Here is a 23000-nt window from a genome sequence, read left to right as displayed (position 1 = left end):
CGATACGCCAAACGCGCCGCCTACTACGCCGCCGAAGTCACCATCGCTGGCATCATCCTCTGGCTACGCAACGATTCACAGGACACGCCCTAGTAGCGTGTCGCTCCCCAAACTCTGAGGCACCCATACCCACAACATTAGATGCGACGGTCTACTAGGAGCGGCCGACGTGAGGCGGGCCGGGTGACCTGGCCGGCTCACCGCGTCGCTCATGCCGACCGTCGTCGCAGCCCGGAAGACTCGGCGAATTCATGACGGTCGATGGCGCCATTCCGGAGAGTTGGACCGCTCGGATCGGGGAAGGTGGCGTGCTGGAACTCGCCCCAGCCGCGTGGCTCGCCCTTGGAATCTGGGAGGCCTACTACGACGGAGACCCGACTGCGGTCGACGCCGTGGAGTCGGAGCTTCAAGCGCTTCGGTGACCGGTCCAGCCCGCGGCGTTCGTCAGCCGAGCTCGGAGCACCGGCGGACCGCCTGAGCGCTCCGGCAGAAGGACGGACCTTCGACTCAGAGCACCACCACCGACCGCAGCACAGTGCCGTCGTGCATGCGGTCGAAAGCCTCCTCGACCTGGTCGAGCGCGATCTCCTCGGTGACGAACGCGTCGAGGTCGAGGCGCCCGCGCTGGTAGAGGTCGATCAGCATCGGGAAGTCACGACTGGGCAGGCAGTCGCCATACCAGCTGGACTTCAGTGCGCCCCCGCGTCCGAAGACGTCGATCAGCGGCAGCTCGGGCAGTGTGAGGTCCGGCGTCGGGACGCCGACGAGCACCAGGGTGCCGGCGAGGTCGCGGGCGTAGAAACCCTGCTTCCAGGTCTCCGGACGGCCGACCGCCTCCACGACGATGTCGGCGCCCTCGGCGCCCGGGTAGGTCTCGGCACAGATCTGCTTGATCTGCTCCACCGGGTCGCCCGCGGACGAGTCAATGGTGTGCATGGCGCCGGCAGCCCTGGCAGCAGCCAGTTTTCGCGCATCAATGTCAACCGCGATCACCGGGGACGAGCCGGCCAGGACCGCGCCCGCGACTGCTGCGACACCCACGCCGCCGCAGCCAATGACGGCTACCGACCGGCCGCGCGTTGCGCCACCGGTGTTGATCGCGGCACCCAGGCCGGCCATCACACCGCAGCCGAGCAACCCGGCCGCCGCCGGCCGCGCCGACGGGTCGACCTTGGTGCACTGTCCGGCAGCCACGAGGGTCTTCTCGGCGAACGCGCCGATGCCGAGCGCCGGGCTGAGCGCGGTGCCGTCCCCCAGCGTCATCTGCTGCTTCGCGTTGTGCGTGGCGAAGCAATATTGCGCCTCTCCGCGCTTGCACGCACGACACTCACCGCACACAGCGCGCCAGTTGAGGATCACGAAATCGCCTGGTGCCACATCGCTGACGTCCGGGCCGACCGACTCGACGATGCCGGACGCCTCGTGACCGAGCAGGAAGGGGAAGTCGTCGCTGATGCCGCCTTCGCGGTAGTGCAGGTCGGTGTGGCACACCCCGCACGCCAGAATCTTGACCAGCGCCTCACCCGGGCCGGGGTCGGGCACGTTCACCGTCGCAATGCTGACCGGCTCGCCCTTCGCCGTGGCGACAACGGCTTTCACCTGTTGCATGGTCTCTCCTGTCATTGCTACGCGTTGCTGGGGTCTCGCACGTGTGCATCATCGCGGTGAGGCATACGAACGAAGTCGATGGACGGTGCGAGGCATCCTGGCTCGGTAGGTGTGCGGCTCGGCCAGCGGGCTTGACGTCACAGTGCCACAGTCGCAGATCACGTGCTGCATCGTCTCGCACTCGAGGGTTACGCGACCACGCGGATTGTCGGATCGCGCAGTGACGTCGGCCCCAGCAGTGCGAGCGCCTCGCGGTGGGCTCGATCACGAGGGCTGTGCCGAAGGGCATCCGCGGCACGGTCGTCGCAGCTTCGAGATTGCCCGGCACGTCAGCGGGCCGAGGCCGGATGTACGAGGGTTCGGCCGTCCGCGGCCAGCGCTGCCAGGCTCGGCACACCCAGTAGCTGCATGGCACGGCGCAGCTCGTCACCGAGTATACCGATCGCGGCACGCACCCCGGCCTCACCGGCAGCACCCAACCCGTAGAGATACGGCCGGCCGACGAGGCAACCAGTTGCGCCGCGTGCAACGGCGATTGCCACGTCAGAGCCGCGTCGTATGCCGGAGTCGACGAGGATGTCAACAGAATCGCTCACGATCTCACGGATCTCGCTGACCAGGTCGATCGGCGGGACGGACTGATCCAGTTGCCGTCCACCGTGATTGGACAACGCGATTGCGTCCACGCCGAGGTCGACGGCACGCCGGACGTCGTCCGGTTGCGCCAGCCCCTTGACAATCATGGGTCTCCTCCACAGCTCGCGGATCTCGGCAAGATCGTCCCAGCTGACCGTCGGATCGAACTGTGCCGCTGCGAACTCCATGACCCCAGCCGGATCCGCTTGGTGGCCAGGGATATTGGCGAAGGTGATCTGCTTCGCTGCCAGCATGCGCGCGCACCAGGCTGGGTGTGCGGCCATGCCGAGAATCGTCGACGGGCTCAGCTGCGGCGGGATGGTGAAACCAGTGCGACTGTCGCGCAGCCGCAGGCCGGTTACCGGAGTGTCCACGGTCAGCATGAGGACCTGGTAGTCGCTGGCCGCTGCACGTGCGATCAGGTCTCTCATCAGCCCGCGATCGCGCCAGACGTACAGCTGGAACCACAGGTTGCCTGCTGACACGGCACGCACATCCTCGACGCTCGTGGTTGCCATTGTGGACAGTGTGTAGGGGATCCCGAGCGGGGCAGCCGCGCGGGCGACTGCCGACTCGCCCCGCTCGTGCATCATCCGGGTGTAGCCGGTCGGGCCGAGCGCGATGGGCAGCGCGCTGCGCATTCCGAGCAGGTTGGCCGTCGTGTCGACGTCGGACACATCCTGAAGAGTGCGCGGTAAGAATGAGTGCCGCTCGTAGGCATCGCGATTGCGTTGCAAGCTGACCTCGCCGTCGGCTCCGCCTTCGACGTAGTCGCGCACTCCCGGAGGCCATCTGCGGTGTGCGGCCCGTCGCAGATCCTCGATCGTCCGTGAGCGCTCCAGGACACGCTGCGTGGGGCGCGGCTGCGGCTTTCGGAGCTTGACGAGCGCTCCGATTTCCTGTGGTTTCACAGTAGATGGTCCTCTACGTCAGATGGCCTTGCCCGGGTTGAGTATTTTGTGCGGGTCGAGTGTCTGCTTGATCGCTCGTTGCACGTCGACGGTGTCCGCACCGAGTTCGAGCTCCAGCCACCGCTGTTTCAGCAGACCGACGCCGTGTTCGCCGGTCAGTGTTCCTCCCAGGGTAAGGGTCGCACGGAAGATCTCGTCGGCCGCCGCCCACACTTGCGGGGGCGCGTCGCCGGACTCGGTGGGCTCGAAAACAAATGTGGGATGCGTGTTTCCGTCGCCGGCGTGCGCGACGGTCAGGATCGTCACGCTGTGTCGATTCCCGGTCTGCTCGATGGTCTCCAGCAGCTGCGGAAGACGGGAGCGCGGCACGCCGACATCCTCCACCAGGGTGTGGCCGAGGCGCTCGGCTGCGGGATAGGCGAGCCGCCGCACCTCCAGCAGCTGCGCGGCCTCGGCCTCGTCGGAGGAGATCGCGACCGTGTCCGAGCCGTTCCTGGCGAAGATCGATTCGATCTCGTCGACCCGTTCGTCGGCATCGGATCCGTCCACCTGAGCGATCAGCATCGCCTCGGTTCCGTCGAGCCCCAGGTGCTTCCACTCGTCGATGGACCGTAGTGTGGGGCCGTCCAGCAGCTCCAAGAGGCTCGGGTCGACCCCGTCTCGGATGATGTTGGCGACCGCGTCACCGGCAGCCCGCAGCGTGTCGAATCCACCGACGACCGTCACCGGCGGATGCCTCGGTCGCGGTCTCAACCGCACGGTCACCGCAGTGATGATGCCCAGCGTGCCCTCTGACCCGACGAAGAGCGACGTCAGATCCAGACCCGTCACGCCTTTGACGGTCTGCCGGCCGGTCAGGATGACGCGGCCATCGGCCAGCACCACTTCCAGTCCGAGAACGGCATCGCGAGTAACGCCGTACTTCACGCACCGTAGGCCGCCCGCGTTGGTCGCCACGTTGCCGCCGACGGTGCAGATCTCGTGGCTGGAGGGATCCGGCGCGTACATCAGTCCGTGCCTCGCGGCCGCCCGGTCCAGATCAGCGGTGACCACCCCCGCCTCTACGACCGCGAGCTCGTCCTCCGCCCGAAGCTCGCGGATGGCGGTCATCTTTGCCAGTGAGATCACCAGCCCGCCGTCCGCTGCTGCCGCACCTCCCGCCAGGCTGGTGCCCGCCCCGCGCGGAGTGACCGGTATGCCACACCGGTCTGCCCAGCGCAAGGCGGCCGCGACATCCTGGGTGGACTCCGCGACCAGCACGGCGACGGGATGGCCGGGCTCGACCACGAGGGTTTGGTCCCGCCGGTATGCCTCGATGACGTCGGGATCCACGATCAACCGGCTCCCGGCCAACTCCTCCCGCAGATCAGTGAGATCGATGGTCTTCGTCACAGGTCCAGCACCAGCTTCTCAGAGAGTGCCCGCCCGACGCAGATCATCATCGTGCCGCCTTCGGCACGCTCCTCGTCGGACAGCAGGCTGTCACGGTGGTCGGGCGTCCCGGCGAGCACTTTTGTCTCGCAGGTGCCGCATATGCCCTCCCGGCAGGAGGTGAGCGGTTCGATCCCGGCATTCTCGAGCGCTTCGAGCACGCTCATACCGGACGGCACGGCGAGTGTGGTGCCGGACCGTTCGAGCACCACCTCGAAAGCTTGTTCCTCGTCGGGGTCGTGGGGCGCCTGCTGCTTGGGTTTGAATCGCTCCAAGTGCAAGGTCCTATCCGGCCACGAGTCGCACTGCTGCTCGACGGCTGCCAGCAGCCCTTCCGGTCCGCAGCAGTAGATGCCGACACCGTCGCGCGGCCGTCCGAGGAAGGCGTCCAGATCCAGCAACCCATGCTCGTCCTGCGGCCAGACTGTCACCTTCGAGCCATGCCGTTCGAGCTCGGCGACGAACGCCATCGTCCGGCGTGACCTGCCGCCGTACATCAGGCGCCATGGAGCTGCGGCGCGCTCGACCGACTCGATCATCGGCAAGATGGGCGTGATCCCTACTCCACCGGCGATGAACAGGTATTCGTCGGCGTCATGTAGCTCGAAGTTGTTGCGGGGACCCACTACGTCGAGGATGTCCCCGGGTCGTAGCCGGTCGTGCACATACTCCGAACCACCGCCGCCTTCCGGCTCCCGTAACACGGTCACCCGCCAGTGGGAGCGGTCCTCGGGGGCGCCGGACAAGGAGAACTGGCGGATCAACACTCGTTCGGAGGTGGCGTCGGCAGGCAGGTGCAAGTCGATGTGAGCACCCGGTCGCCAGGACGGCAGCAACGATTCGTCGAGGGCCCGGAGACACACCGAGAGGACCGACTCCGACTCCCAGGACATCGACTGGACGCGCAGCCGCAGGTCTTCTTCGACGTGTTCGAAGAGCATGGTTCTTCGTGCCTCGCTTCGGGGCCAGGGCGCCGGTCAGGGCACCCAGCTGATGGGCTTGGTCGTGGTGGATCGCAGGCGGACCAGTCCGACCGGGACCTCGTGGGTCTCGTCCTCGCCGGGCGCGATCTCGAAGGAGATCGGGTCGTCGCCTTCGAGGACGAGCGCATCGAGCTCGTGAAGTCGGTGACGGCCTTCCACCAGAACGGACTGACGTCCCACGATGAGTACGGCGATTTCTTCCGTGTCGCGGGTGACCTTCATTGGTTCGTGCACCGTGAGCAACTCGGTCGTCGTTGTGATCGACTTGCCGTGCGCGAGCACGTCCAGCACGGCGGATGATCCACGACACGGCAGGCCGATCCGGTCGCGCGACCGATCGGCCGGCACTGGTTCACCGTCGAGGATTCGATCCAGGACACGCACCTGCCAGAGCCATGGTTCGCGGTCCGGTGTGTCCGGTGACGCGGCGATCTCGATCCCGTCGACGACCGCACGGTGCACGGCCTGGCGCAGCAGCAGCCTCACGACGCGCGCTGCGGCTCGCGGGAGGCGCTGTCGTCGGCACCCGCCGGCTCCGACTCGGCCTTCAGCAGCTGGGCCAGCAGCCGACGAGCCTTGGCGACGCCCGCGTCCTGACCGATGAGCACGTCGGGCGCGGACTGTGGCCGCTTTTCCATTCGAGTCTGTTGCAACGCAAGGGCATTCGCATCCTCATCGAGTACCTGTCCGAGGCTGGTGCTGAGCAGGTCGTTGAGATCCTGATCGCCGACGTTGAAATTGCGGCAGAAACCGTAGAAATACCAGGATGTCGACTCGGTCTGCGGTGTAATGGCATTGAGTACTTCGAGCAGGTGACCGTCGGCCCGGTCGCCGCCCGGCTCCACCACGCCGGCATGGATCGTGTGCAGGCTGGGCAGTTGGAAATCGGTTGTATGCCACCGGTCGACCACCTGCAGCCCGGTTGCCTTCTCGAACAACGGGGATGGGTGACAATGGGGCATCCAGCGGTCGACGCTGATGCGACCCGGACTCGCCTCCACCGTGACGCCGTTCTCGAAGACGGAATCGTCTCCGATCGACGACTCGTGCAGGAATGACTCGTGCGTCAGATCGAGCAGGTTGTCGTGGATCAGCTCCGCGCTCGACTCGATAAGCCGCGTATGAGTGACGCGGTCCCATGCGGGGTCGGTCATCCAGTGATTGTCGGGCACCGGGGTGCTGTTGGCCTTCTCTGCGTCTCCCATGAAGATCCATACCCAGCGGTGCGCTTCATGGACCGGATAGCTCGTGACAACTGCGCGTTGCGGGATGCGTTCTTGCGCAGGCACTTTCACGCAGATCCCGGAGCAGTCGTACTCGAACCCGTGATAGCCGCACTGGATGTTGTCACCGATGACACGGCCTGCCGACAGAGGATAGGCGCGATGCGCGCACCGGTCGGCGAGTGCGACGGGCTTACCGTCCTGCGTGCGGTAGAGCATCACTTCTTCACCCAGAACGGTGCGGGCGAGCGGCTCGCGGGTGACTTCTTCGGACCAGGCGACGACATACCAGGCGTTTTTGATGAACATCGTGGAGACCCTTTCTAGTGGGAGCTGAGGACAGGCGGAGTGGAAGCGTCCGGCAATCCGAGCGCCTTCCGCAGGAGTTGCAGGCCACCCGCTGATGGAACGCTGACCCGGACGGTCCCCGGCAAACCGAGAGAACTGCCGGGACGTACGGAGACGCCGTGCTCCGAGAGGCGGTCGACCAGGCCGGACTCGTCTGCTGCGAGAGCCAGGACGAAGTTGGCCTGCGAGGGCACGATCTCGAGCCCGGCTTCGCGGAGCGCGTCCTGGACCTGCGATCGCAGCGCGCGTGTATGGGCCTGGGACCGACTCTTGTGTGCCGGATCCTGCAGCGCCGCAAGGGCACCCGCCTGAGCGAGCGTGCCGACGGAGAACGGCGCGCGGATCTTGCGCAAGGTCGTGATCACGTCGGCGTGGGCGACGAGATAGCCGATCCGGAGACCGGCTACTCCGTGCACCTTGGAGAAGGTCCGCAGCACGGCAGCTTCCCCGGAGCGGGCGAGTGGCATGGCGGTGATCGAGTCGGGGTCGTCGGCGAAGTCGACGTATGCTTCGTCCACGACCACGAGTTGCGATCGGCAGGTATGCACGAACTCGGAGATCTCTTGGAAGCGGTGCGTGGTGCCTGTCGGGTTGTGCGGATTGACGACGTAGCCGATTTCGGCGGGCACATCGCGCATGGTGTCCAGGTCGTGCTTCCAGTCTTTCAATGGCACTTGTGTCACGCGACCGCCGACGATGAGCGTGCTGATCTTGTCGATGAGGTATGCGGGGTCCGCGCACACGGCGTGGCCGCGTTGGGCGAGGAACGCAATCGCCAGCAGGAAGATGAGTTCGTCCGAGCCATTGCCGACCAGGATCTGATCGGGGTCGACGTTGTGTTCGATGGCCAGGGCGTGCCGCAGAGAGTCCGCGAGCGGATCGGGGTATCGGTGGATGTGACTGATCTCGTGGGTGATCGCAGCGGCAACGTTCGAACTCACCTGAAACGGTGACTCGTTCGATGCCATCGAGCCGTCTTCGGTGAGCGCCTTGCGGCCCGGACGGTATGGCGGGACTTGATCGAGCCAGGTGCGGGCATCGATACTCATGGCGTCCTTCCCCCGAGGATCGATGATGCGCGCGCGGCGGCGTGCATGACCTCGGCCGCCACGGCGTCGGCGTCCAGGTCGGCGTCGCGCAGGTAGCTGACGCCGATGGCGCCGCATGGGCCGGTCATGTCGAAGACCGGCGAGGCGACGCAGCGGATGCCGGCGGCCGTGATCGCGTCGTCCGTGGAGTAGCCAGCGGCGCGAACCCTGGCCATCTCCGCGCTGATGCCCTTGACATCGTCGTGCGATCCGGCGGACAGAATGGTCGCGAGGTCGTCCTGTGACAGCCAGGCAAGACAGCTCTTGCCAACGGCTGTGGTCGGTGCGGGCAACCGGGCTCCAAGTGAGCTGGCCAGCTGGATAGCTCGCCCGGGTGGATCCTCCTTGCAGAGGTAGACCACGTCGGCGTCGTCGAGCACTGCCCAGTGGGAGGTGATGTCAAGCGTCCGGGTGACCCGTGCCAGCTCGGGCGCGACAACACTGATCGTACTGCGGCCACGCAAATGTGCGGAGCCGATCTCGAACGCAGCCAGGCCGATCGAATATGTCGTCGTCTCCGAGACGTCAACGAAGCCTGCCTGCACCAGCGAGCCAAGGATGTTGTGTGCCGTGCTCTTGGGTATGCCGAGTTCGGCGGTCATCTGGGACAACGACAGCGGCTTGCCCGACTCGGCCAGCAGGCGCAGGATATGGGTGGCTCGTGTGACGGAGTTGCTCACGTGGTTCCCCTCAACCGAGACGACTCAGGAAACTCTGAGTCCGTGGATGTTGTGGATTGGTTAGGACGTCGCGCGGATGCCCTGATTCGACGACTCTGCCGCCGTCCACGAAGACCAGTGCGTCGCCGACATCACGGGCGAAGGCCATCTCGTGGGTGACGACCACCATCGTCATGCCGTCTTCGGCCAGGCTGCGCATCACCTGTAGGACATCCCCGACGAGTTCTGGGTCGAGCGCAGACGTCGGTTCATCGAAGAGCATCAACTTGGGCTGCATGGCCAGTGCACGTGCGATCGCGACGCGCTGTTGCTGGCCACCGGACAGCTGGGACGGGTAATTGTCCCGGCGATCGGCCAGGCCGACCCGGTCCAGCAGCGCGAGGGCACGCTCCAGCGCGATTGTCCGGCTCTCCTTGCGCACTCGGATCGGCGCTTCCATGACGTTCTGCAGCGCGGTCATATGTGGAAAGAGGTTGAAGCGTTGGAAGACCATCCCTATTTCCGCGCGCTTGCGCGCAATCTTCTTCTCCGGCAACGCGTGCAACACATTTCCGTGTTGCTCGAAACCGACGAGGTCACCATCGACGCGCAAGTTGCCGGCGTCGATCGTCTCCAAGTGGTTGATGCAGCGCAGGAAGGTCGACTTGCCCGAACCGGACGGACCGATGAGGCAGAAGACCTCCCCTGCGGCGACTTCGAGGTCGATGCCGCGGAGCACTTCGACATGTCCGAACCGCTTGTGGATGTCGACTGCCTCGATCATAGGGCCGGACCCACGTGTGGAGCCGGTGTCATGGTGCTTCGTGACCGTCGTCATCGGCGGAACCTCATAAGATTGACGGCCAAGCGTCGGCCGATGCCTTCGGTCGGTCGGGTGTGCCCGCGTCCGACGCGGCGTTCGAGTATCTGCTGGAACACGGTGAAGACGGTGGTCAGCAGGATATACCAGATGGAGACCGTAAAGAGCAATTCGATCACCTTGAAGTTGGTCGTGTAGATCTTGTTGGCCGACTGCAGTAGTTCGGTGTAGGAGATGGTGTAGGCGAGGGACGAATACTTCAGCAGGGCGATGAACTCGTTGCCGAGCGGTGGCACGATAACGCGGAGCGCTTGTGGCAGTACGACCCGTCGCATAGTGAGCGATTGCGGCATACCGAGTGCAGCAGCTGCCTCGGACTGGCCGTCATCGACGGAGATGATGCCACTGCGAACGATCTCGGCGATGTAGGCGCCCTCGTTGACGCCGAGACCGAGGAGCGCGGCGACGAACGGGGTCATCAGCGTGTTCATCGGTGTGGAGTAGAGTCCGAAGAAACTCAGGTTCTTGAAAACGATCGATAAGTTGAACCAAATCAATAGCTGCACCAATAACGGAGTACCTCTGAATAGCCACGTGTAGCCAAGCGCGACACCGCGTAACACAGGATTGTGCGTTTGCCGCATGACTGCCGTCATAACACCGAGAGCAAGCCCGACAGCCATTGCCAACAAGGTGAGTTCAAGCGTATGCGCGACTCCCGTCAGGATCGATCGGTTGACCAGATACCCTGGAATTAGGGAATATTCGATATTGGCCCGGGCAAACGCGCGCACGACGAAGGCGAGGACAGCGAGCACGGCGAGGCCGAGCGCCCAGGTCCCATAGCGCCGCACCGCCACAACCTTGACCGGCACGCTGACGTCGTTCGTCTTCCCAGTCAGCGCGGTTGGCTGGCCGAAGTGCTCCTCGTCTGCTAAAATCATGGGTTTGCTCCTGCCTCCGGTCGACCGATTGCTCATTTTCCTGCGGCGACGGCATTGATGAGCGGCTTGTCGAGCCCGACGTCGGCGAGCCCCCACTCCATGAGTACCTTCCGATAGGAGCCATCGGAGATGATCGCCTGCCACGCTTTCATCAGAGCATCACGCAGCTTCGTGCTTGACTTCGGCACAACCATGCCGAAATACTGCTTCTCAACCTGCAGGCCTGGAACCAGCTCCAGGATCCCGTTCGATTTCTGGGCAAAGTAGACGGCCGTGGGGTAGTTCTCGAGAAGCGCATCTGCCTTGCCCTCGCGAACAGCGAGCTGCTCCTCGGCGTTCCCTGTGAACACCATCGGCGTCAGTGGCGCCTTGCCATGTGCCGTGCAGTCTTTGGATTTGCTTGCCAAGTACTGCGCTTGTATTCCGCCGCGGACCGCAGCGATAGTCTTACCGCATAGATCATCGACCGACTTGATTTTCTTTGGGTTTCCCTTCAAGACATCAAACCCTTGAGAGGAGCGCAGATAGTCGACAAAATTGAAGCTCTGCTCACGTTCTTTTGTGTCGTTAGTCGCGCCATAGACGATGTCGTAACGACCCGATTTCAAGGCGCTGAAGAGCGTGTCGAAACTAGCGTTATTCCAGGTGAACGTAACACCCAACTGCTTCTCGAGCAGGCTGGCGAGGGCAGGCTCGAAACCGTCTAGCGTTTTTCCATCCGCCTTGTAGAACTCGAACGGTGGATAGTCGACCGATGAACCGAGCTGGATCGTCTTGTCCTTCTGAATGTTTGGTGGGAGTTGTGCGAACAGCGGCGCCTTGGCACCGATCGCCTGCGTGCCATTGCCGCCGGCGCCCGAGTGGGCCGAGCGGCCGGAAGATTGAGAACTACTACCACACCCTGCAACCACCGCAACAGCGATGACAGGCAGGGCGGCAACCACTGCGCGGCGATGAAAGCGGCGAACGTGTTCAACCATGGGGGGCTCCGTTGTTGTCCGTATATATGAACGGCGTTCATGAATATGGAAAGGCTAGGGCGGTGATCGGTGGACCGTCAATGGCCTTCGTGAACTAGTAACGCCGATCTCAGAATGTGAGATCGGCGAAATGGGTTGCGCACCAGGACTCGAGATTGCCCAACCGCACCACGGATCGCTCGCGTCGGGTCGGCCACGGCTCCCGGAGCGCGGACTGTTGTTTGCACGACCTCCACCGACGCGTCGAAGACCGGCGTCGCCCCGCCCTCATCGATCGAGCCTCCTCTGAGGCAGTAGGGGTCGAACGATGAGAATCTTTGCCGGGGCAGTGGCGATGTTGTCAACGTCACCGATTCGACAGGTAAAACGCAGACCGGGCACCTCCTCGACTCAACCGGCGCCCAGAGTCTCGACCGGGTGCCGCAAGACCACAGGTCGTGCTCAAATCAATTCCGCGTACTCGGCATTGATTTGGGATATCCATCCCGCCAATCAGGTGGACGAACCAGGCTTGTCGTCTGGCCCGCTCTGCGGGCCCTGACAGGAACGTTACCTGCCGGGCGCCTGCCGTCACTGGTGCTCCCGGAGAATCGCCCGCAGATGCGCCACCGCGGTGGCGACCTCGACGAAACTCGTTGACAGCGGCGACATCCCGGCGCGCAGCCCGCGCGGACGCCGGAAGTCGGGTATCACGCCGCGCTGCCACAACTGCGCGATCACACTCTGCATCGCATCGTGCTCGAGCGTGACGTGACCGCCGCGAACAACCGGGTCGCGCGGTGACGCGACGGTGACCCCCAGCGGCGCGAGAGTGTCATCGGCGAGGTCGATCACGAACTCGGTCAGCCGGATCGACTTCTCCCGGATCGCGTCGGTGCCCGCACGCTCGACCAGCGAGAGCATGTCCTGCATGGGCAGCATGCCGAGCACCGGGGGGGTGCCGCTGATGAAGCGACGCATCCCGTCCGACGGACGGAATGACGGACCCATCGTGAACGGTTCAGCGTGTCCCATCCAGCCCTGGATCGGCTGAGTCACCTTGTCCTGCAACGCCGTTGCGACATACCCGAAGGCGGGCGCGCCCGGCCCGCCGTTCAGATACTTGTAGGTGCAGCCCACCGCGAGATCGGCGCCCGCGTCGTCCAAGCCGATCGGCAGCAGGCCCACGGAGTGGCACAGGTCCCACATCGCCAGGGCACCGGCCGCGTGCACGACCTCGGTGATGCGCGGCAGGTCCGCGATGTATGCCGACTTGTAGGCGACATGACTCAGCAGGACGACCGCGGTCCGTTCGGAGACCGCAGTCTCGACCTCCTCGACCGTGACACCGGCCGCCGGATTGGGGCCGATCCACGTCACGGTGAGACCGAGCTCGGCCGCAATGCCTTGCACGACATAGCGATCCGTGGGGAAGTTCTCGGTGTCGGCGACAATCTCGGTGCGTCCGGGGCGGGCGGTCAAGGCCGCGCGCAACAGTTTGTAGAGCAGCACCGTGGTGGAGTCGGCGACGACCGTCTGCCCGGGCGCGGCACCGAGCGTGACCCGGCCGATGCGGTCGCCGAGCTGCAACGGCAGGTCCATCCACTGCTCGTCCCAGGAACGGATCAGCCGCTCACCCCAGTCGGCGTCGACGAAGCCCGCCAGCCGGTCGCGCGTGGTTGCCAGCGGACGGCCGAGCGAGTTGCCGTCGAGGTAGGCGACGACGCCCTCGGGCAGCACGAACTCGTCGCGGTATGCCGCAAGCGGGTCACCAGCGTCCAGCGATTTCGCTTCCGCGACAAGACGATCCGGGAGTTGGGTGAGGATGTCGGAGTCCATGTCAGTTGCCGATCTCGGTGCGGACCGAATAGAGCTCGGGGAAGAACGTCAGGTCCAGCGCACGGCGCAGGAAGCCGACGCCCGAACTTCCGCCGGTGCCCTTCTTGTAGCCGATGGTGCGTTGCACGGTGCGCAGGTGCCGGAAGCGCCAGAACTGGAACGCGTCCTCCAGGTCGACCAGGTCCTCGCACATCGCATACTCCGCCCAGTGCGCGTCCGGCGCTTCGTAGATAGCGGTGAAAACCGGCACCAGCTCTGGGTGTTCGACCCATGCCTTGGTGACATCGCGTTGCAGGATCTCGGCGGGCACGTCGTGTCCGCGAGCCGCGAGGCAGCGCAGGAAGGCGTCATACACGGTCGGGGACTCCAGCAGCGAACGCAGCCCGCCGTAGTGCTCGGGGCTGGCCTCGAAGACCTTCAGCATGCCGGCGTTCTTGTTGCCGAGCACGAATTCGACGCAACGGTATTGGTAGGACTGGAAACCGGAGGCGGAGCCGAGGAAGCCACGGAACTCGGCATACTCGCTCGGCGTGAGCGTCGCGAGCACCGACCACTGCTCGGCAAGGGTGCGGAAGATGTGCTTCACCCGGGCGATTCCCTTCCGGGCCCGGCTGATGTCGCCCTCCTGGAGCTGGGTGCGCACGGCCTCCAGCTCGTGCAGCACCAGCTTGAACCACAGCTCGGTGGTCTGGTGCTGAATGATGAAGAGCAGCTCGTCGGGATGCACGGGCTCGCTCACCGGGTGCTGGGCGTCCAGCAACTTGTCCAGGTCGAGGTAGCCGCCGTAGTTCATCCGCGAGCGGAAATCGGTGCGCACACCCTCTTCGATCGGCCGCTCGCCGTCTGCGATGGACACAGTCCCGATCCCCTTTCGTTGTCGGTGCCAGTCTGGCAGTGGTCGATCCGTTCCGTCCTGGGGGTGCGGTCTGCCAGCATGCTGAGATGACGGAATCCGGCAAGTGGAGCGTGCAGGTCGTCAGCGACCCGGAGAGTGCGATCGAGGCCGCGGCGGCTCTGGTAGCGGCGAACCCCGTGTCCTATTCGGTGTTTTCGACCGTCACAGCGTCGCTGGTGAGCGAGCCGAGCCGGTATGCCGACCCGCGTTGGTGGGTCGTGAGCGCCGCAGGTGGGCAGCCGGTGCTGGTCGCGATGTGCACACCGCCGCACCCGATCAACTTGCCGCAACACGTACCGAGCGCGATCGCGGCGCTCGCCGGCGAGCTGATCGCAACGGCGGTGACTGTTCCGGGCGTCACCGGTCCGAAGAAGGCCGTCGAGGAGTTCCTCGACCACTATCTTCCGGCCGGCGGTAGGCGGGTGCGCGGACGGGAAGCGATGGGCGTGTACGACCTGCCGGTGGCGGTCCACCTACCGTGGCCGGTCGCCGGTCAGCGACGGGCAGCGCACGAGCCGGACGTCGAACTGGTCGCATCCTGGGTGGCGGCATTCCTGCTCGAAACCGGTGACGGCGAAAGCGATGCGGTGGCAACGGCGCGCAGGCAGATCGATCTCGGCAACGTGAGTCTCTGGGTCGTCGACGGCGAACCGGTCGCGATGTGCTGGGCGAGCATGCCGTTCGGCGGTGTCGTGCGGGTCTCCGGCGTCTACACGCCGCGGGCGCACCGTGGCCACGGTTACGCGAGCGCGATCGTCGCAGCCGCGAGTGCCCGCGAGCAGCGCCGCGGGCACACCTGCATGCTTTACACCGATCTGGCCAATCCGACATCGAACAAGATCTACCGCGCACTCGGCTACCGCTACCTGGGCGAAGACCTGCGCGTCACCTTCGCCTGACCCGGTCAGCGATCGAAAACGCCTGCCATAGCGCACTTCTCGATCACGAAGTCGAGCGGCACTGCGTGCTTGACGTGCCCGTCGGCCCCCTGCGTGGTGGTCGCGAGGAAGAGCGAGTCGAGCAGCGCCTCCTCGGTGGCTTCCTGCGCTGCGAAGAAGATCGGGTTGAGCTTCGTGTCGGGTATGTCGGAGGCTGCTCCGACGTCGAAGGCGATCGCGTAGTCGCCGCTGCCCTGCGCGAAATCGGAGCCGACTCGCGCCATACCGAATACGGCGCGGGCAGCGACCCGGCGCAGCTGTCGTGCGTCGAGACCGGCATCGACAGCGACCACGAGCATGCATGAATTCCCGCGCGGGACAGCGTGATCCGCGTCCGCTCCCAACGCCTCCTGGGCATCGATCGGCACCCCGGCCACGGTGAGCGTGCCCGAGAAATTGGACTGCACGAGCACTCCGACGGTGCACGAGCCCCGATCGCCCAGGTCGACCTGCCGGGAGGCGCTGCCGATGCCACCCTTGAAACCGAGCGCGGCAGTGCCGGTGCCGGCGCCAACGCAGCCCTGCGCCACCGGGGCGCTCGTCGCAGTGCGCAACGCCTCCAGGACATGCTCCTCGGTGATCGGCCGACTGCGTATGTCGGAGAGATGACCGTCGTTGGTCTCGCCGACGACCGGATTGAGCGACTCGACACGCTCGTTGCCGGGCAGCGCCAGGACGTAGGAGACCAGCGCGTCGGCAGCGCGAAAGGCAGACAGCGTGCCGGTCAGCAGAATCGGCGTCTCGATCTCGCCGAGCTCCACCAATTGGGTTGCGCCGACGAGCTTTCCGTAGCCATTGCCGACGAAGAGACCGGCCGGCAACCGGCCTCCGGCTCGGTCCACCGTGTCCGGGACGATCGCGGTGACCCCGGTGTGCAGTCGCGTGCCCTCGTGCAGCGACACCTGCCCGACACGCACGGACGGCACGTCGACGATCGAGTTCGTCGGTCCGGGTGTGCCCCCGCCCGGCGCAAGCCCGAGGTCTCGTGCACGGGAACTGGGGCCGATGGGCATGCCAGCCACCCTAGATTGACCGGCACACAAACGCATTGACCGGCACAGACGATGGGGCCGATTGTGTGTGCCGGTCGATGCGTTTGTGTGCCGCTCGATCAGCAGTTGCCGCTCCGTCGGCTGGCAGGCGGGACAAGGCGTCGGTTGCCAGGCTCGGCAGGCGCTACAGGAGGGGAGCGCGAGTTGTGAGAATGGACGTATGACGACCGCCTCGACCAGCACCGAGTTGCCCACCCACATCGGGATCATCATGGACGGCAACCGTCGCTGGGCGAAGGCGGCCGGATTCGCCCAGGCGAGCGTCGGGCATCGCTACGGCGCGGACCACCTGGAGGACATGCTCGGGTGGCTGACGGCTCGCGGCATACGGCACGCGAGTGTGTACGTGCTGTCCGCCGACAACATTCGCAAGCGATCGGGTGAAGAAGTCGACTACCTGTTCCGCCTCATCAAGGAGGTGGTGCCGCAGAAGGTGCAGAACACGGGTGAGTGGCAGTTGCACATAGCCGGCGACCTCGGTCTGCTGCCGGACCAGTCCGCTGCCGCATTGCGCAAAGCCGTTGCCGCGACTGCAGCTCGGCGTAGCCACCTGACGCTGGCGATCGGTTACGACCCCAAGCAGGAGATGGTCGATGCGGTGCGCGCGATGCTGGCAGTGGGAGAGCGGCCCGATGACGCCAGTCTCGAAACTGCGATCACCGAGCACTTGTCGGGCGGGCCGATCAAGGACATCGATCTCGTGATCCGCACCAGTGGCGAGCGACGGATCTCCGGCTTCTTCCCCTGGCAGAGCCAGCGCGCCGAGATCGTCTTCTGCGACAAGCTGTGGCCAGCCTTCGATGAGCGCGATCTCGACGATGCGCTGGCGGAGTTCGCGCGGCGCCGTGCATCGCAGGGGTAGCGCAATGCGGGCGTCAGTGCTTACGCTGGAGTAACCACTACACCTGTCGTAAACCCGGAGGCATGCATGCGGCCCACTGATCAGGTCAAGCGCGGCGTCCGCTGGGGTCTGGGCCACGGCCTGCCCGGCCAACTGATGCGATCGGCGGCCCGGCGCGGCGACCTCCAGGGGCGTATGACGATGGCCGCCACGCGTGGCACGACCGAGGAGCTGATGCCGCTCATCGAGGAGATCCGCAACGCCGGTCCGCTGGCGAAATGGCGGCTTGGGCGGATCACTGTCGACCACGAAGCTGTGCGAGAAACGTTGAGCAGCAACGACGTTCACACCGGTTTCCTCTTCGAGGCCGACACTGCCCCGGGACGCATTGGCAAGTGGTCACGCCGCGACGGGATGCACCCGGTCGAGCCGCCGTCCCTGCTCGCCGTCGAGCCGCCGGACCATACCCGTTACCGCCGGCTGGTCACTCGGGTCTTCACGGCGCGAGCGGTGGAGAAGCTGCGCGACCGCACCGAGGAGATCGCGGCCGACCTGCTCGACCGGATCCCGGACGGCCGGCCCGTGGACCTGGTGGAGTCGTACTGCGCGCAGTTGCCGGTCGAGGTGATCGCCGAGGTGCTCGGCGTGCCGGAGCGGGACCGCGCGATGGTGCTCGATCTCGGCACGCTCGCCGCGCCGAGCCTCGACCTCGGTCTGCCGTGGCGTGACTTCCGACGGGTCGAGAAGGCGCTGGACGCGTTCGACGCGTGGCTCGGGCAGCATCTCGATCAGTTGCGGCGGCACCCAGGAGATGATCTCTTCAGCCAACTCGTGCAGGCCAGTGACGAGGGCACTCAGTTGAACGAGCGGGAACTCAAGGCGACCGCGGGTCTGGTGCTCGTCGCCGGCTTCGAGACCACGGTCAACTTGCTGGGCAACGGGATTCGCCTGCTCGACGAGCACCCGAATCAGCTGCGATCCCTGCGGGCCGAGCCCGGCCTCTGGCCCAACGCAGTTGACGAGATCCTGCGCTTCGACCCGCCCGTCCTGCTCACCGGCCGCCAAGTGGGCCGCGACACCGAGATCGTCGGACAGCAGGTGGACGCCGACGAGCTGATCATCACGGTGCTAGCCGGCGCCAACCGCGATCCCAAGGTCTTCGAGAACCCGCACCGTTTCGACATACGACGGCCGAACGCGCGTGACCACCTGTCGTTCTCGTCCGGGCGGCACTTCTGCCTCGGCGCCGCGCTCGCGCGCATGGAGGGCGAGGTCGGCCTGCGCGCGTTCTACGACCGCTTCGGCGACGTCGAACTCCTGCCGGGCGCCCACCGACGGCCCACCCGCGTGCTGCGGGGCTGGGAACACCTGCCCGCTCGACTCACTCTTGCCGCCGACCGCTCCAGCATGCCGGACACCGTCAGCGCTGCATCCTGAGACCGCATCCGTCGGGTGCGTGCGGCGGCCGAACACCGAGCAGGGTGCGAGTGCTCCAACCGACCGGCATACGGTGGAGGACATGGAGTTTCGTTACCTCGGCAATTCTGGCCTGAAGATCTCGGAGATCACCTACGGCAACTGGCTGACCCACGGGTCGCAGGTCGAGAACGACGCGGCGATCGCCTGCGTGCGCGCGGCGCTGGACGCCGGCATCACGACCTTCGACACCGCTGACGTCTACGCCAATACGGCTGCGGAGACCGTGCTGGGCGAGGCGTTGCAGGGTCAGCGGCGCGAGAGCCTGGAGATCTTCACCAAGGTCTACTTCCCGACCGGCCCCGGGGGTCACAACGACACCGGCCTGTCCCGCAAGCACATCCACGAGTCGATCAATGGTTCGCTGCGTCGTCTCGGCACCGACTACGTCGACCTCTACCAGGCGCACCGCTACGACTACGAGACGCCGCTGGAGGAGACCATGCAGGCGTTCGCCGACCTGGTCCGCCAGGGCAAGGTGCTGTATGTCGGCGTCAGCGAGTGGACCGCCGAGCAGCTGCGCGCCGGGCATGCACTCGCGAAAGAGCTTGGTGTCCAGCTGATTTCGAACCAGCCGCAGTATTCGATGCTCTGGCGGGTGATCGAGTCCGAGGTCGTTCCCGCGAGTGAGGAGCTCGGCATCTCGCAGATCGTCTGGTCCCCGGTCGCGCAGGGCATCCTGACCGGGAAATACCGGCCGGGTGAGCAGCCGCCGGCCGGCAGTCGCGCGACCGACGACAAGGGCGGCGCGAACATGATCGCGCACTTCCTGAACGACGAAACCCTCACGGCCGTGCAGCAGCTCGCACCGATTGCGGCAGATGCGGGGCTGACCATGGCGCAGCTCGCGGTGGCCTGGGTGCTGCAGAACGATAACGTCGCGAGCGCGCTCATCGGAGCCTCCCGGCCCGAGCAGGTCACCGAGAACGTCGCGGCCTCCGGCGTGCACCTGGACGCGGACGTGCTCACGCGGATCGACGAAGCGATCGGCGCCTTGGCGCAACGCGACCCGTCCCTGACGAAGTCACCCCCGCACCGGGTCGCGTGACCTACCTGCTCGCCCATTGACGGCTGGAGCAGCCGCTGACCCCGCAGCTGCGGGGTCAGCGGCCGTTTCGACCGTCAACGGCGGCGAATCACCGCGAGTCCCCGGTATGCGGGGCGACGAGCGCGAGGGCAGGGTGGGTCTGCGGCGAGGCCAGCAGGTATTCCCGCTGCCAACGCGGCGTGATCTCCTGCGCGCTCGGCGTCACCAACCAGCAGCGACTGTGCTTGGTAGGCGCTGAGGCCCGGCGCAGCGTTCGGCGTGCGTAACCTTCGACGGTCGAGGTTTGCGTCGGGTATGGCGCGCGGTATGACGCAGATGCGACCCGTCAGTGGCGGTTTCTGCGCGGCTTGAGGCGCACCGGCGGCAACTCGGGGGCGGGAATGCGGGCGACCGCACCGTCATACCCCTCGACCTGACCGAATCTGCCTGAGTCTGCTTGCCATTCGTCGCGCGCGGCGACGATCTCCTCATAGGTGCGAGCGACGAAGTTCCACCACATCATCAGTTCTTCGTGTAGTGGGGCGCCGCCGATGAGCACGGCGCGGACTGGCTCGTCACTGCTCATGAAGCGGATGTGTTCGCGGCCCGCTTCGATGATGCCGAGCTCGGCCGGCTGCAGGGCGAGGGCTTCCTCCTCCATCGCATCGCCTGGTGCGATGGTGAGGGCGCCGCTGTCGAGCAGCACGCCGTGCTCGAACGTGCGATCCACCGCCAGGTCCAGCGCGGTGCCGGGGCTGAGCTGCAGTTCGGCGCCGACGAGCGGGGAGAACGTCCGCACCGGAGAGGACACGCCCTCCAGGGCGCCGACGAACACGCGAGCCGTCGCCGTGCCGGACATCACCGGCAGTTCGGTCACCGGGGTGACGAAGTGGTCGAACCCCGCGACGCCGTCCCGGCCGGCATTCGGCTGGGCGACCCACAGCTGTATGCCGTGGACCGTCTCCCCGCGGGAGACCTCGGAGTGGCTGATGCCGTGCCCGGCGGTCATCAGATTGACCTCACCCGGCCGGATCAGCTGCACGTTGCCCGCGCTGTCGCGATGCTCCACCTCCCCGTCGAAGATCCAGGTCACGGTCTGCAGGCCGCAGTGCGGATGCGGCGCCACGTCCATCGGGGTCGTGGTCGGGCCGAAATGGTCGACGAAGCACCAGGCGCCGATCGTCGTCCGGTCGCGGTGCGGAAGAGTGCGACGCACCTGAATGGCGCGCACGCCCCCGAGCGGCACCTCGCGCGGCTCGAGACGGTCCAGGGTGGTCACGCCATACACGATAACGTCTCAAATTTGAAGTTAGGGTGGGCAGGTGGGCGGTTCACGCGTGCGCATGTGGCGCTCCTACTTCGAGTCGAGTGTGCTGCTCCAGCAGGCGCTCGACGACCGGCTGCGCGAGGCTTCGGGCCTGTCGCTCCCCGAATACAACGTGCTCCTGCTGCTCAGCGAAGCGCCCGAACGCCGGTTGCGGATGGGCGCCCTCGCGCGCGCGATGGTCTTCTCCAGCAGCCGGCTGAGTTATCAGATCGACGTGCTCGAGCGTCGTGGGCTGGTATGCCGGGAGCGTGACGAGAGCGACGCTCGCGTCATACATGCCTGCCTGACCGACGCCGGGGCGCGGAAGTTTGACGCCGCGGCGCGGGCGCACCTGACCGCGGTGCGCGAGTTGTTTCTCGACGACCTGGACGCTGACGAGGTGACCGCGCTTGATGGCGTCTTCACCCGCCTGCGCACCGCATTGCGCGTGCCCTCCGGCGAGCCGGATTGACCAGCCGGGGGAGAATGGCTGCGGAACTACTACCTACCGTAGTACGCTGACCTACGACAGTTCGTAGTAGCCAACGTAGGAGGCGGCGTGGACGCCCTCGATCTTGCCCGGTGGCAGTTCGCCATCACCACCGTCTATCACTTCCTCTTCGTGCCGATCACGATCGGCTTGTCGGCGATGGTGGCGGGTTTCCAGACGTGGTACATGCGCTCGAAAAATCCCGAATTGCTCCGGCTGGCAAAATTTTTCGGCAAGCTCTTCACCATTAACTTCGCGCTCGGCCTGGTCACCGGCATCGTGCAGGAGTTCCAGTTCGGGATGAACTGGTCGGACTACAGCAAGTTCGTCGGTGACATCTTCGGGGCGCCGCTGGCGTTCGAGGCACTGCTCGCGTTCTTCATGGAGTCGACCTTCCTCGGCCTGTGGATCTTCGGCTGGGGGCGCATCCCCGAGAAGCTGCACGTCGCGTGCATCTGGCTGGTGCACATCGGGACGGTGCTGTCGGCATACTTCATCCTCGCCGCCAACTCCTTCATGCAGCACCCGGTCGGCTACAAGTACAACCCGAAGACCGGCCGCGCCGAGCTGACCGACTTCATTGCGGTGCTCACCAACAAGGTGCAGCTCGTCACCTTCCCGCACGTGCTCACCGCGGCATACCTGTGCGGCGGAGCGATGGTGATGGGCGTCGGGCTGTGGTCGATGCGCAAGCACGAGCACGAGAAGGGGATGTATCGCAAGGCCGCGCGTGCCGGCGCCGTCGTGACGCTCATCGCGGGCGTCCTGGTCGCGATCACCGGTGACGCGCAGGGCAAGGTGATGACCGACGTCCAACCGATGAAAATGGCTGCGGCAGAAGCGCTCTACAACACCAAGGACAGCTGCGCGGAGTTCTCCCTGTTCACCGTCGGCTCGCTGAACGGAGAGCACGAGAAGTTCGCGGTCACCGTGCCGTGCGTGCTCAGTTTCCTGGCCACCGGCTCGTTCAGCGGCAAGGTGCAAGGGGTCAATCAGCTGAAACGTGAGCTGCCCCAGCAGATTTCGCAGGAAGCGGCGGCGCGCGGCGAGCCAGCACTCTATGTCCAGCCGGCCGACGCGGTCTTCACACCCAACATCCCGCTCGCCTACTGGTCCTTCCGGCTGATGATCGGCATCGGCATGCTGGCCGTGCTCATCTCCCTTGCGGTCCTCTGGCTGACCCGCAAGGGCCGCGGGGAAATTCCGCGCTGGCTGGTCGTTGCCGGCATCGCCGTGCCGCTGCTTCCGGTGTTCGGCAACAGTTTTGGCTGGATCTTCACCGAGACGGGTCGTCAGCCCTGGCTGGTGTATGGCGTGATGACCACCTCGACCGGTGTCTCCCCGGGTGTGTCGGCCGGCACGGTCATCACCTCGATGGTCGTCTTCACACTGCTGTATGCCGTCCTCGCGGTCATCGAGATCAAGCTCTTCCTCGACTACACCAGACGTGGCGCGGAGCCGTACGAACCGACCACGCAGACCGCGGACGACGAGCCGCTGGCCTTCTCGTACTAAGGGCCTAGGAG

At 65.7% G+C, this 23000-nt stretch carries 22 protein-coding genes; 7 read left to right on the top strand and 15 right to left on the bottom strand.

The genetic code is table 11. The features are described 5' to 3' along the window. Nucleotides 1-251: 251 nt before the first annotated feature. Entirely contained in the window at nucleotides 252-422 is a 171-nt protein-coding gene (locus EFY87_RS20190) for a hypothetical protein (RefSeq protein WP_158607472.1), read from the top strand. Nucleotides 423-507: 85 nt separating this feature from the next. On the opposite strand, the gene EFY87_RS02400 is transcribed toward EFY87_RS20190, so the two are convergent. The 13 genes from EFY87_RS02400 to EFY87_RS02340 form a co-directional block, all read right to left on the bottom strand. After that, complete coding sequence (locus EFY87_RS02400; RefSeq protein WP_123269882.1) at nucleotides 508-1608, bottom strand: S-(hydroxymethyl)mycothiol dehydrogenase; 1101 nt, start codon at nucleotides 1606-1608, stop codon at nucleotides 508-510. 329 nt (nucleotides 1609-1937) lie between these two features. Next, nucleotides 1938-3155 carry an alpha-hydroxy acid oxidase gene (locus EFY87_RS02395; RefSeq protein ID WP_123269767.1) on the bottom strand — a complete coding sequence of 406 codons (1218 nt, stop codon included), beginning with the start codon at nucleotides 3153-3155 and terminating at the stop codon, nucleotides 1938-1940. 18 nt (nucleotides 3156-3173) lie between these two features. Then, nucleotides 3174-4547: an FAD-binding oxidoreductase gene (locus tag EFY87_RS02390; RefSeq protein ID WP_220093461.1), complete on the bottom strand. Its 1374-nt coding sequence runs from the start codon at nucleotides 4545-4547 to the stop codon at nucleotides 3174-3176. Beyond that, nucleotides 4544-5527 (bottom strand): PDR/VanB family oxidoreductase, encoded by a 984-nt coding sequence (locus EFY87_RS02385; protein ID WP_123269764.1) that lies wholly within the window; start codon nucleotides 5525-5527, stop codon nucleotides 4544-4546. Before EFY87_RS02385 ends, EFY87_RS02390 begins: the two co-directional genes overlap by 4 nt. A 36-nt stretch (nucleotides 5528-5563) precedes the next feature. Continuing rightward, a complete protein-coding gene (locus EFY87_RS02380) occupies nucleotides 5564-6055 on the bottom strand; it encodes a hypothetical protein (RefSeq protein ID WP_123269761.1) in 492 nt (163 codons plus the stop codon). Next, on the bottom strand, nucleotides 6052-7101 hold the full coding sequence (locus tag EFY87_RS02375; RefSeq protein WP_123269758.1) for an aromatic ring-hydroxylating dioxygenase subunit alpha: 1050 nt from the start codon (nucleotides 7099-7101) through the stop codon (nucleotides 6052-6054). Before EFY87_RS02375 ends, EFY87_RS02380 begins: the two co-directional genes overlap by 4 nt. A gap of 14 nt (nucleotides 7102-7115) precedes the next feature. Then, the gene (locus EFY87_RS02370) at nucleotides 7116-8189 is read right to left on the bottom strand and encodes a pyridoxal phosphate-dependent aminotransferase (RefSeq protein WP_158607471.1); all 1074 of its coding nucleotides are present in this window, start codon (nucleotides 8187-8189) and stop codon (nucleotides 7116-7118) included. Beyond that, complete coding sequence (locus tag EFY87_RS02365; protein ID WP_123269753.1) at nucleotides 8186-8908, bottom strand: IclR family transcriptional regulator; 723 nt, start codon at nucleotides 8906-8908, stop codon at nucleotides 8186-8188. Before EFY87_RS02365 ends, EFY87_RS02370 begins: the two co-directional genes overlap by 4 nt. 10 nt (nucleotides 8909-8918) lie before the next feature. Next, nucleotides 8919-9671: an amino acid ABC transporter ATP-binding protein gene (locus EFY87_RS02360; RefSeq protein WP_123269750.1), complete on the bottom strand. Its 753-nt coding sequence runs from the start codon at nucleotides 9669-9671 to the stop codon at nucleotides 8919-8921. A 50-nt stretch (nucleotides 9672-9721) separates the two neighbouring features. Beyond that, nucleotides 9722-10651, bottom strand: a complete 930-nt coding sequence (locus EFY87_RS02355; protein ID WP_158607470.1) for an amino acid ABC transporter permease — start codon at nucleotides 10649-10651, stop codon at nucleotides 9722-9724. A 32-nt stretch (nucleotides 10652-10683) separates the two neighbouring features. After that, nucleotides 10684-11631, bottom strand: a complete 948-nt coding sequence (locus EFY87_RS02350; protein WP_123269746.1) for an ABC transporter substrate-binding protein — start codon at nucleotides 11629-11631, stop codon at nucleotides 10684-10686. A gap of 570 nt (nucleotides 11632-12201) precedes the next feature. Beyond that, nucleotides 12202-13449: a kynureninase gene (kynU, locus tag EFY87_RS02345; RefSeq protein WP_123269744.1), complete on the bottom strand. Its 1248-nt coding sequence runs from the start codon at nucleotides 13447-13449 to the stop codon at nucleotides 12202-12204. 1 nt (nucleotide 13450) lies between these two features. Then, nucleotides 13451-14305 (bottom strand): tryptophan 2,3-dioxygenase, encoded by an 855-nt coding sequence (locus EFY87_RS02340; RefSeq protein ID WP_425459340.1) that lies wholly within the window; start codon nucleotides 14303-14305, stop codon nucleotides 13451-13453. An 86-nt stretch (nucleotides 14306-14391) separates the two neighbouring features. Here EFY87_RS02340 and EFY87_RS02335 point away from each other — a divergent pair, with 86 nt between their 5' ends. After that, nucleotides 14392-15243 carry a GNAT family N-acetyltransferase gene (locus EFY87_RS02335; RefSeq protein ID WP_123269742.1) on the top strand — a complete coding sequence of 284 codons (852 nt, stop codon included), beginning with the start codon at nucleotides 14392-14394 and terminating at the stop codon, nucleotides 15241-15243. A gap of 5 nt (nucleotides 15244-15248) precedes the next feature. Here the strand turns inward: EFY87_RS02335 and EFY87_RS02330 are convergent, their stop codons facing one another. Then, nucleotides 15249-16295 carry a P1 family peptidase gene (locus EFY87_RS02330; protein WP_181445422.1) on the bottom strand — a complete coding sequence of 349 codons (1047 nt, stop codon included), beginning with the start codon at nucleotides 16293-16295 and terminating at the stop codon, nucleotides 15249-15251. Between the two features lie 199 nt (nucleotides 16296-16494). On the opposite strand from EFY87_RS02330, the gene uppS reads away from it, so the two are divergent. The 3 genes from uppS (at nucleotide 16495) to EFY87_RS02315 (ending at nucleotide 19699) form a co-directional block, all read left to right on the top strand. Then, entirely contained in the window at nucleotides 16495-17196 is a 702-nt protein-coding gene (uppS, locus tag EFY87_RS02325; RefSeq protein WP_123269738.1) for a polyprenyl diphosphate synthase, read from the top strand. Nucleotides 17197-17262: 66 nt separating this feature from the next. Further along, nucleotides 17263-18612, top strand: a complete 1350-nt coding sequence (locus tag EFY87_RS02320; RefSeq protein WP_123269736.1) for a cytochrome P450 — start codon at nucleotides 17263-17265, stop codon at nucleotides 18610-18612. 82 nt (nucleotides 18613-18694) lie between these two features. Beyond that, a complete protein-coding gene (locus EFY87_RS02315; RefSeq protein ID WP_123269879.1) occupies nucleotides 18695-19699 on the top strand; it encodes an aldo/keto reductase family protein in 1005 nt (334 codons plus the stop codon). Between the two features lie 325 nt (nucleotides 19700-20024). Here the strand turns inward: EFY87_RS02315 and EFY87_RS02310 are convergent, their stop codons facing one another. Further along, entirely contained in the window at nucleotides 20025-20957 is a 933-nt protein-coding gene (locus tag EFY87_RS02310; protein WP_245988315.1) for a pirin family protein, read from the bottom strand. A gap of 43 nt (nucleotides 20958-21000) precedes the next feature. On the opposite strand from EFY87_RS02310, the gene EFY87_RS02305 reads away from it, so the two are divergent. After that, nucleotides 21001-21456 carry a MarR family winged helix-turn-helix transcriptional regulator gene (locus tag EFY87_RS02305; protein ID WP_245988313.1) on the top strand — a complete coding sequence of 152 codons (456 nt, stop codon included), beginning with the start codon at nucleotides 21001-21003 and terminating at the stop codon, nucleotides 21454-21456. Nucleotides 21457-21543: 87 nt separating this feature from the next. After that, nucleotides 21544-22989: a cytochrome ubiquinol oxidase subunit I gene (locus EFY87_RS02300; protein ID WP_123269733.1), complete on the top strand. Its 1446-nt coding sequence runs from the start codon at nucleotides 21544-21546 to the stop codon at nucleotides 22987-22989. Nucleotides 22990-23000 lie beyond the last annotated feature (11 nt).

This window comes from Flexivirga caeni (assembly GCF_003724155.1).
GTDB classification, from domain to species: domain Bacteria; phylum Actinomycetota; class Actinomycetes; order Actinomycetales; family Dermatophilaceae; genus Flexivirga; species Flexivirga caeni.
This window is presented reverse-complemented; position numbering and strand designations above follow the sequence as displayed.

What these genes read in the sequence shown, in the direction of transcription:
- EFY87_RS02360 (WP_123269750.1), bottom strand. Translation starts at nt 9,671, where the DNA reads ATGATCGAGGCAGTCGACATCCACAAGCGGTTCGGACATGTCGAAGTG.
- EFY87_RS02335 (WP_123269742.1), top strand. Translation starts at nt 14,392, where the DNA reads ATGACGGAATCCGGCAAGTGGAGCGTGCAGGTCGTCAGCGACCCGGAG.
- EFY87_RS02355 (WP_158607470.1), bottom strand. Translation starts at nt 10,651, where the DNA reads ATGATTTTAGCAGACGAGGAGCACTTCGGCCAGCCAACCGCGCTGACT.
- EFY87_RS02330 (WP_181445422.1), bottom strand. Translation starts at nt 16,295, where the DNA reads ATGCCCATCGGCCCCAGTTCCCGTGCACGAGACCTCGGGCTTGCGCCG.
- EFY87_RS02400 (WP_123269882.1), bottom strand. Translation starts at nt 1,608, where the DNA reads ATGCAACAGGTGAAAGCCGTTGTCGCCACGGCGAAGGGCGAGCCGGTC.
- kynU (WP_123269744.1), bottom strand. Translation starts at nt 13,449, where the DNA reads ATGGACTCCGACATCCTCACCCAACTCCCGGATCGTCTTGTCGCGGAA.
- EFY87_RS02370 (WP_158607471.1), bottom strand. Translation starts at nt 8,189, where the DNA reads ATGAGTATCGATGCCCGCACCTGGCTCGATCAAGTCCCGCCATACCGT.
- EFY87_RS02375 (WP_123269758.1), bottom strand. Translation starts at nt 7,101, where the DNA reads ATGTTCATCAAAAACGCCTGGTATGTCGTCGCCTGGTCCGAAGAAGTC.
- EFY87_RS02350 (WP_123269746.1), bottom strand. Translation starts at nt 11,631, where the DNA reads ATGGTTGAACACGTTCGCCGCTTTCATCGCCGCGCAGTGGTTGCCGCC.
- EFY87_RS02315 (WP_123269879.1), top strand. Translation starts at nt 18,695, where the DNA reads ATGGAGTTTCGTTACCTCGGCAATTCTGGCCTGAAGATCTCGGAGATC.
- uppS (WP_123269738.1), top strand. Translation starts at nt 16,495, where the DNA reads ATGACGACCGCCTCGACCAGCACCGAGTTGCCCACCCACATCGGGATC.
- EFY87_RS02385 (WP_123269764.1), bottom strand. Translation starts at nt 5,527, where the DNA reads ATGCTCTTCGAACACGTCGAAGAAGACCTGCGGCTGCGCGTCCAGTCG.
- EFY87_RS02320 (WP_123269736.1), top strand. Translation starts at nt 17,263, where the DNA reads ATGCGGCCCACTGATCAGGTCAAGCGCGGCGTCCGCTGGGGTCTGGGC.
- EFY87_RS20190 (WP_158607472.1), top strand. Translation starts at nt 252, where the DNA reads ATGACGGTCGATGGCGCCATTCCGGAGAGTTGGACCGCTCGGATCGGG.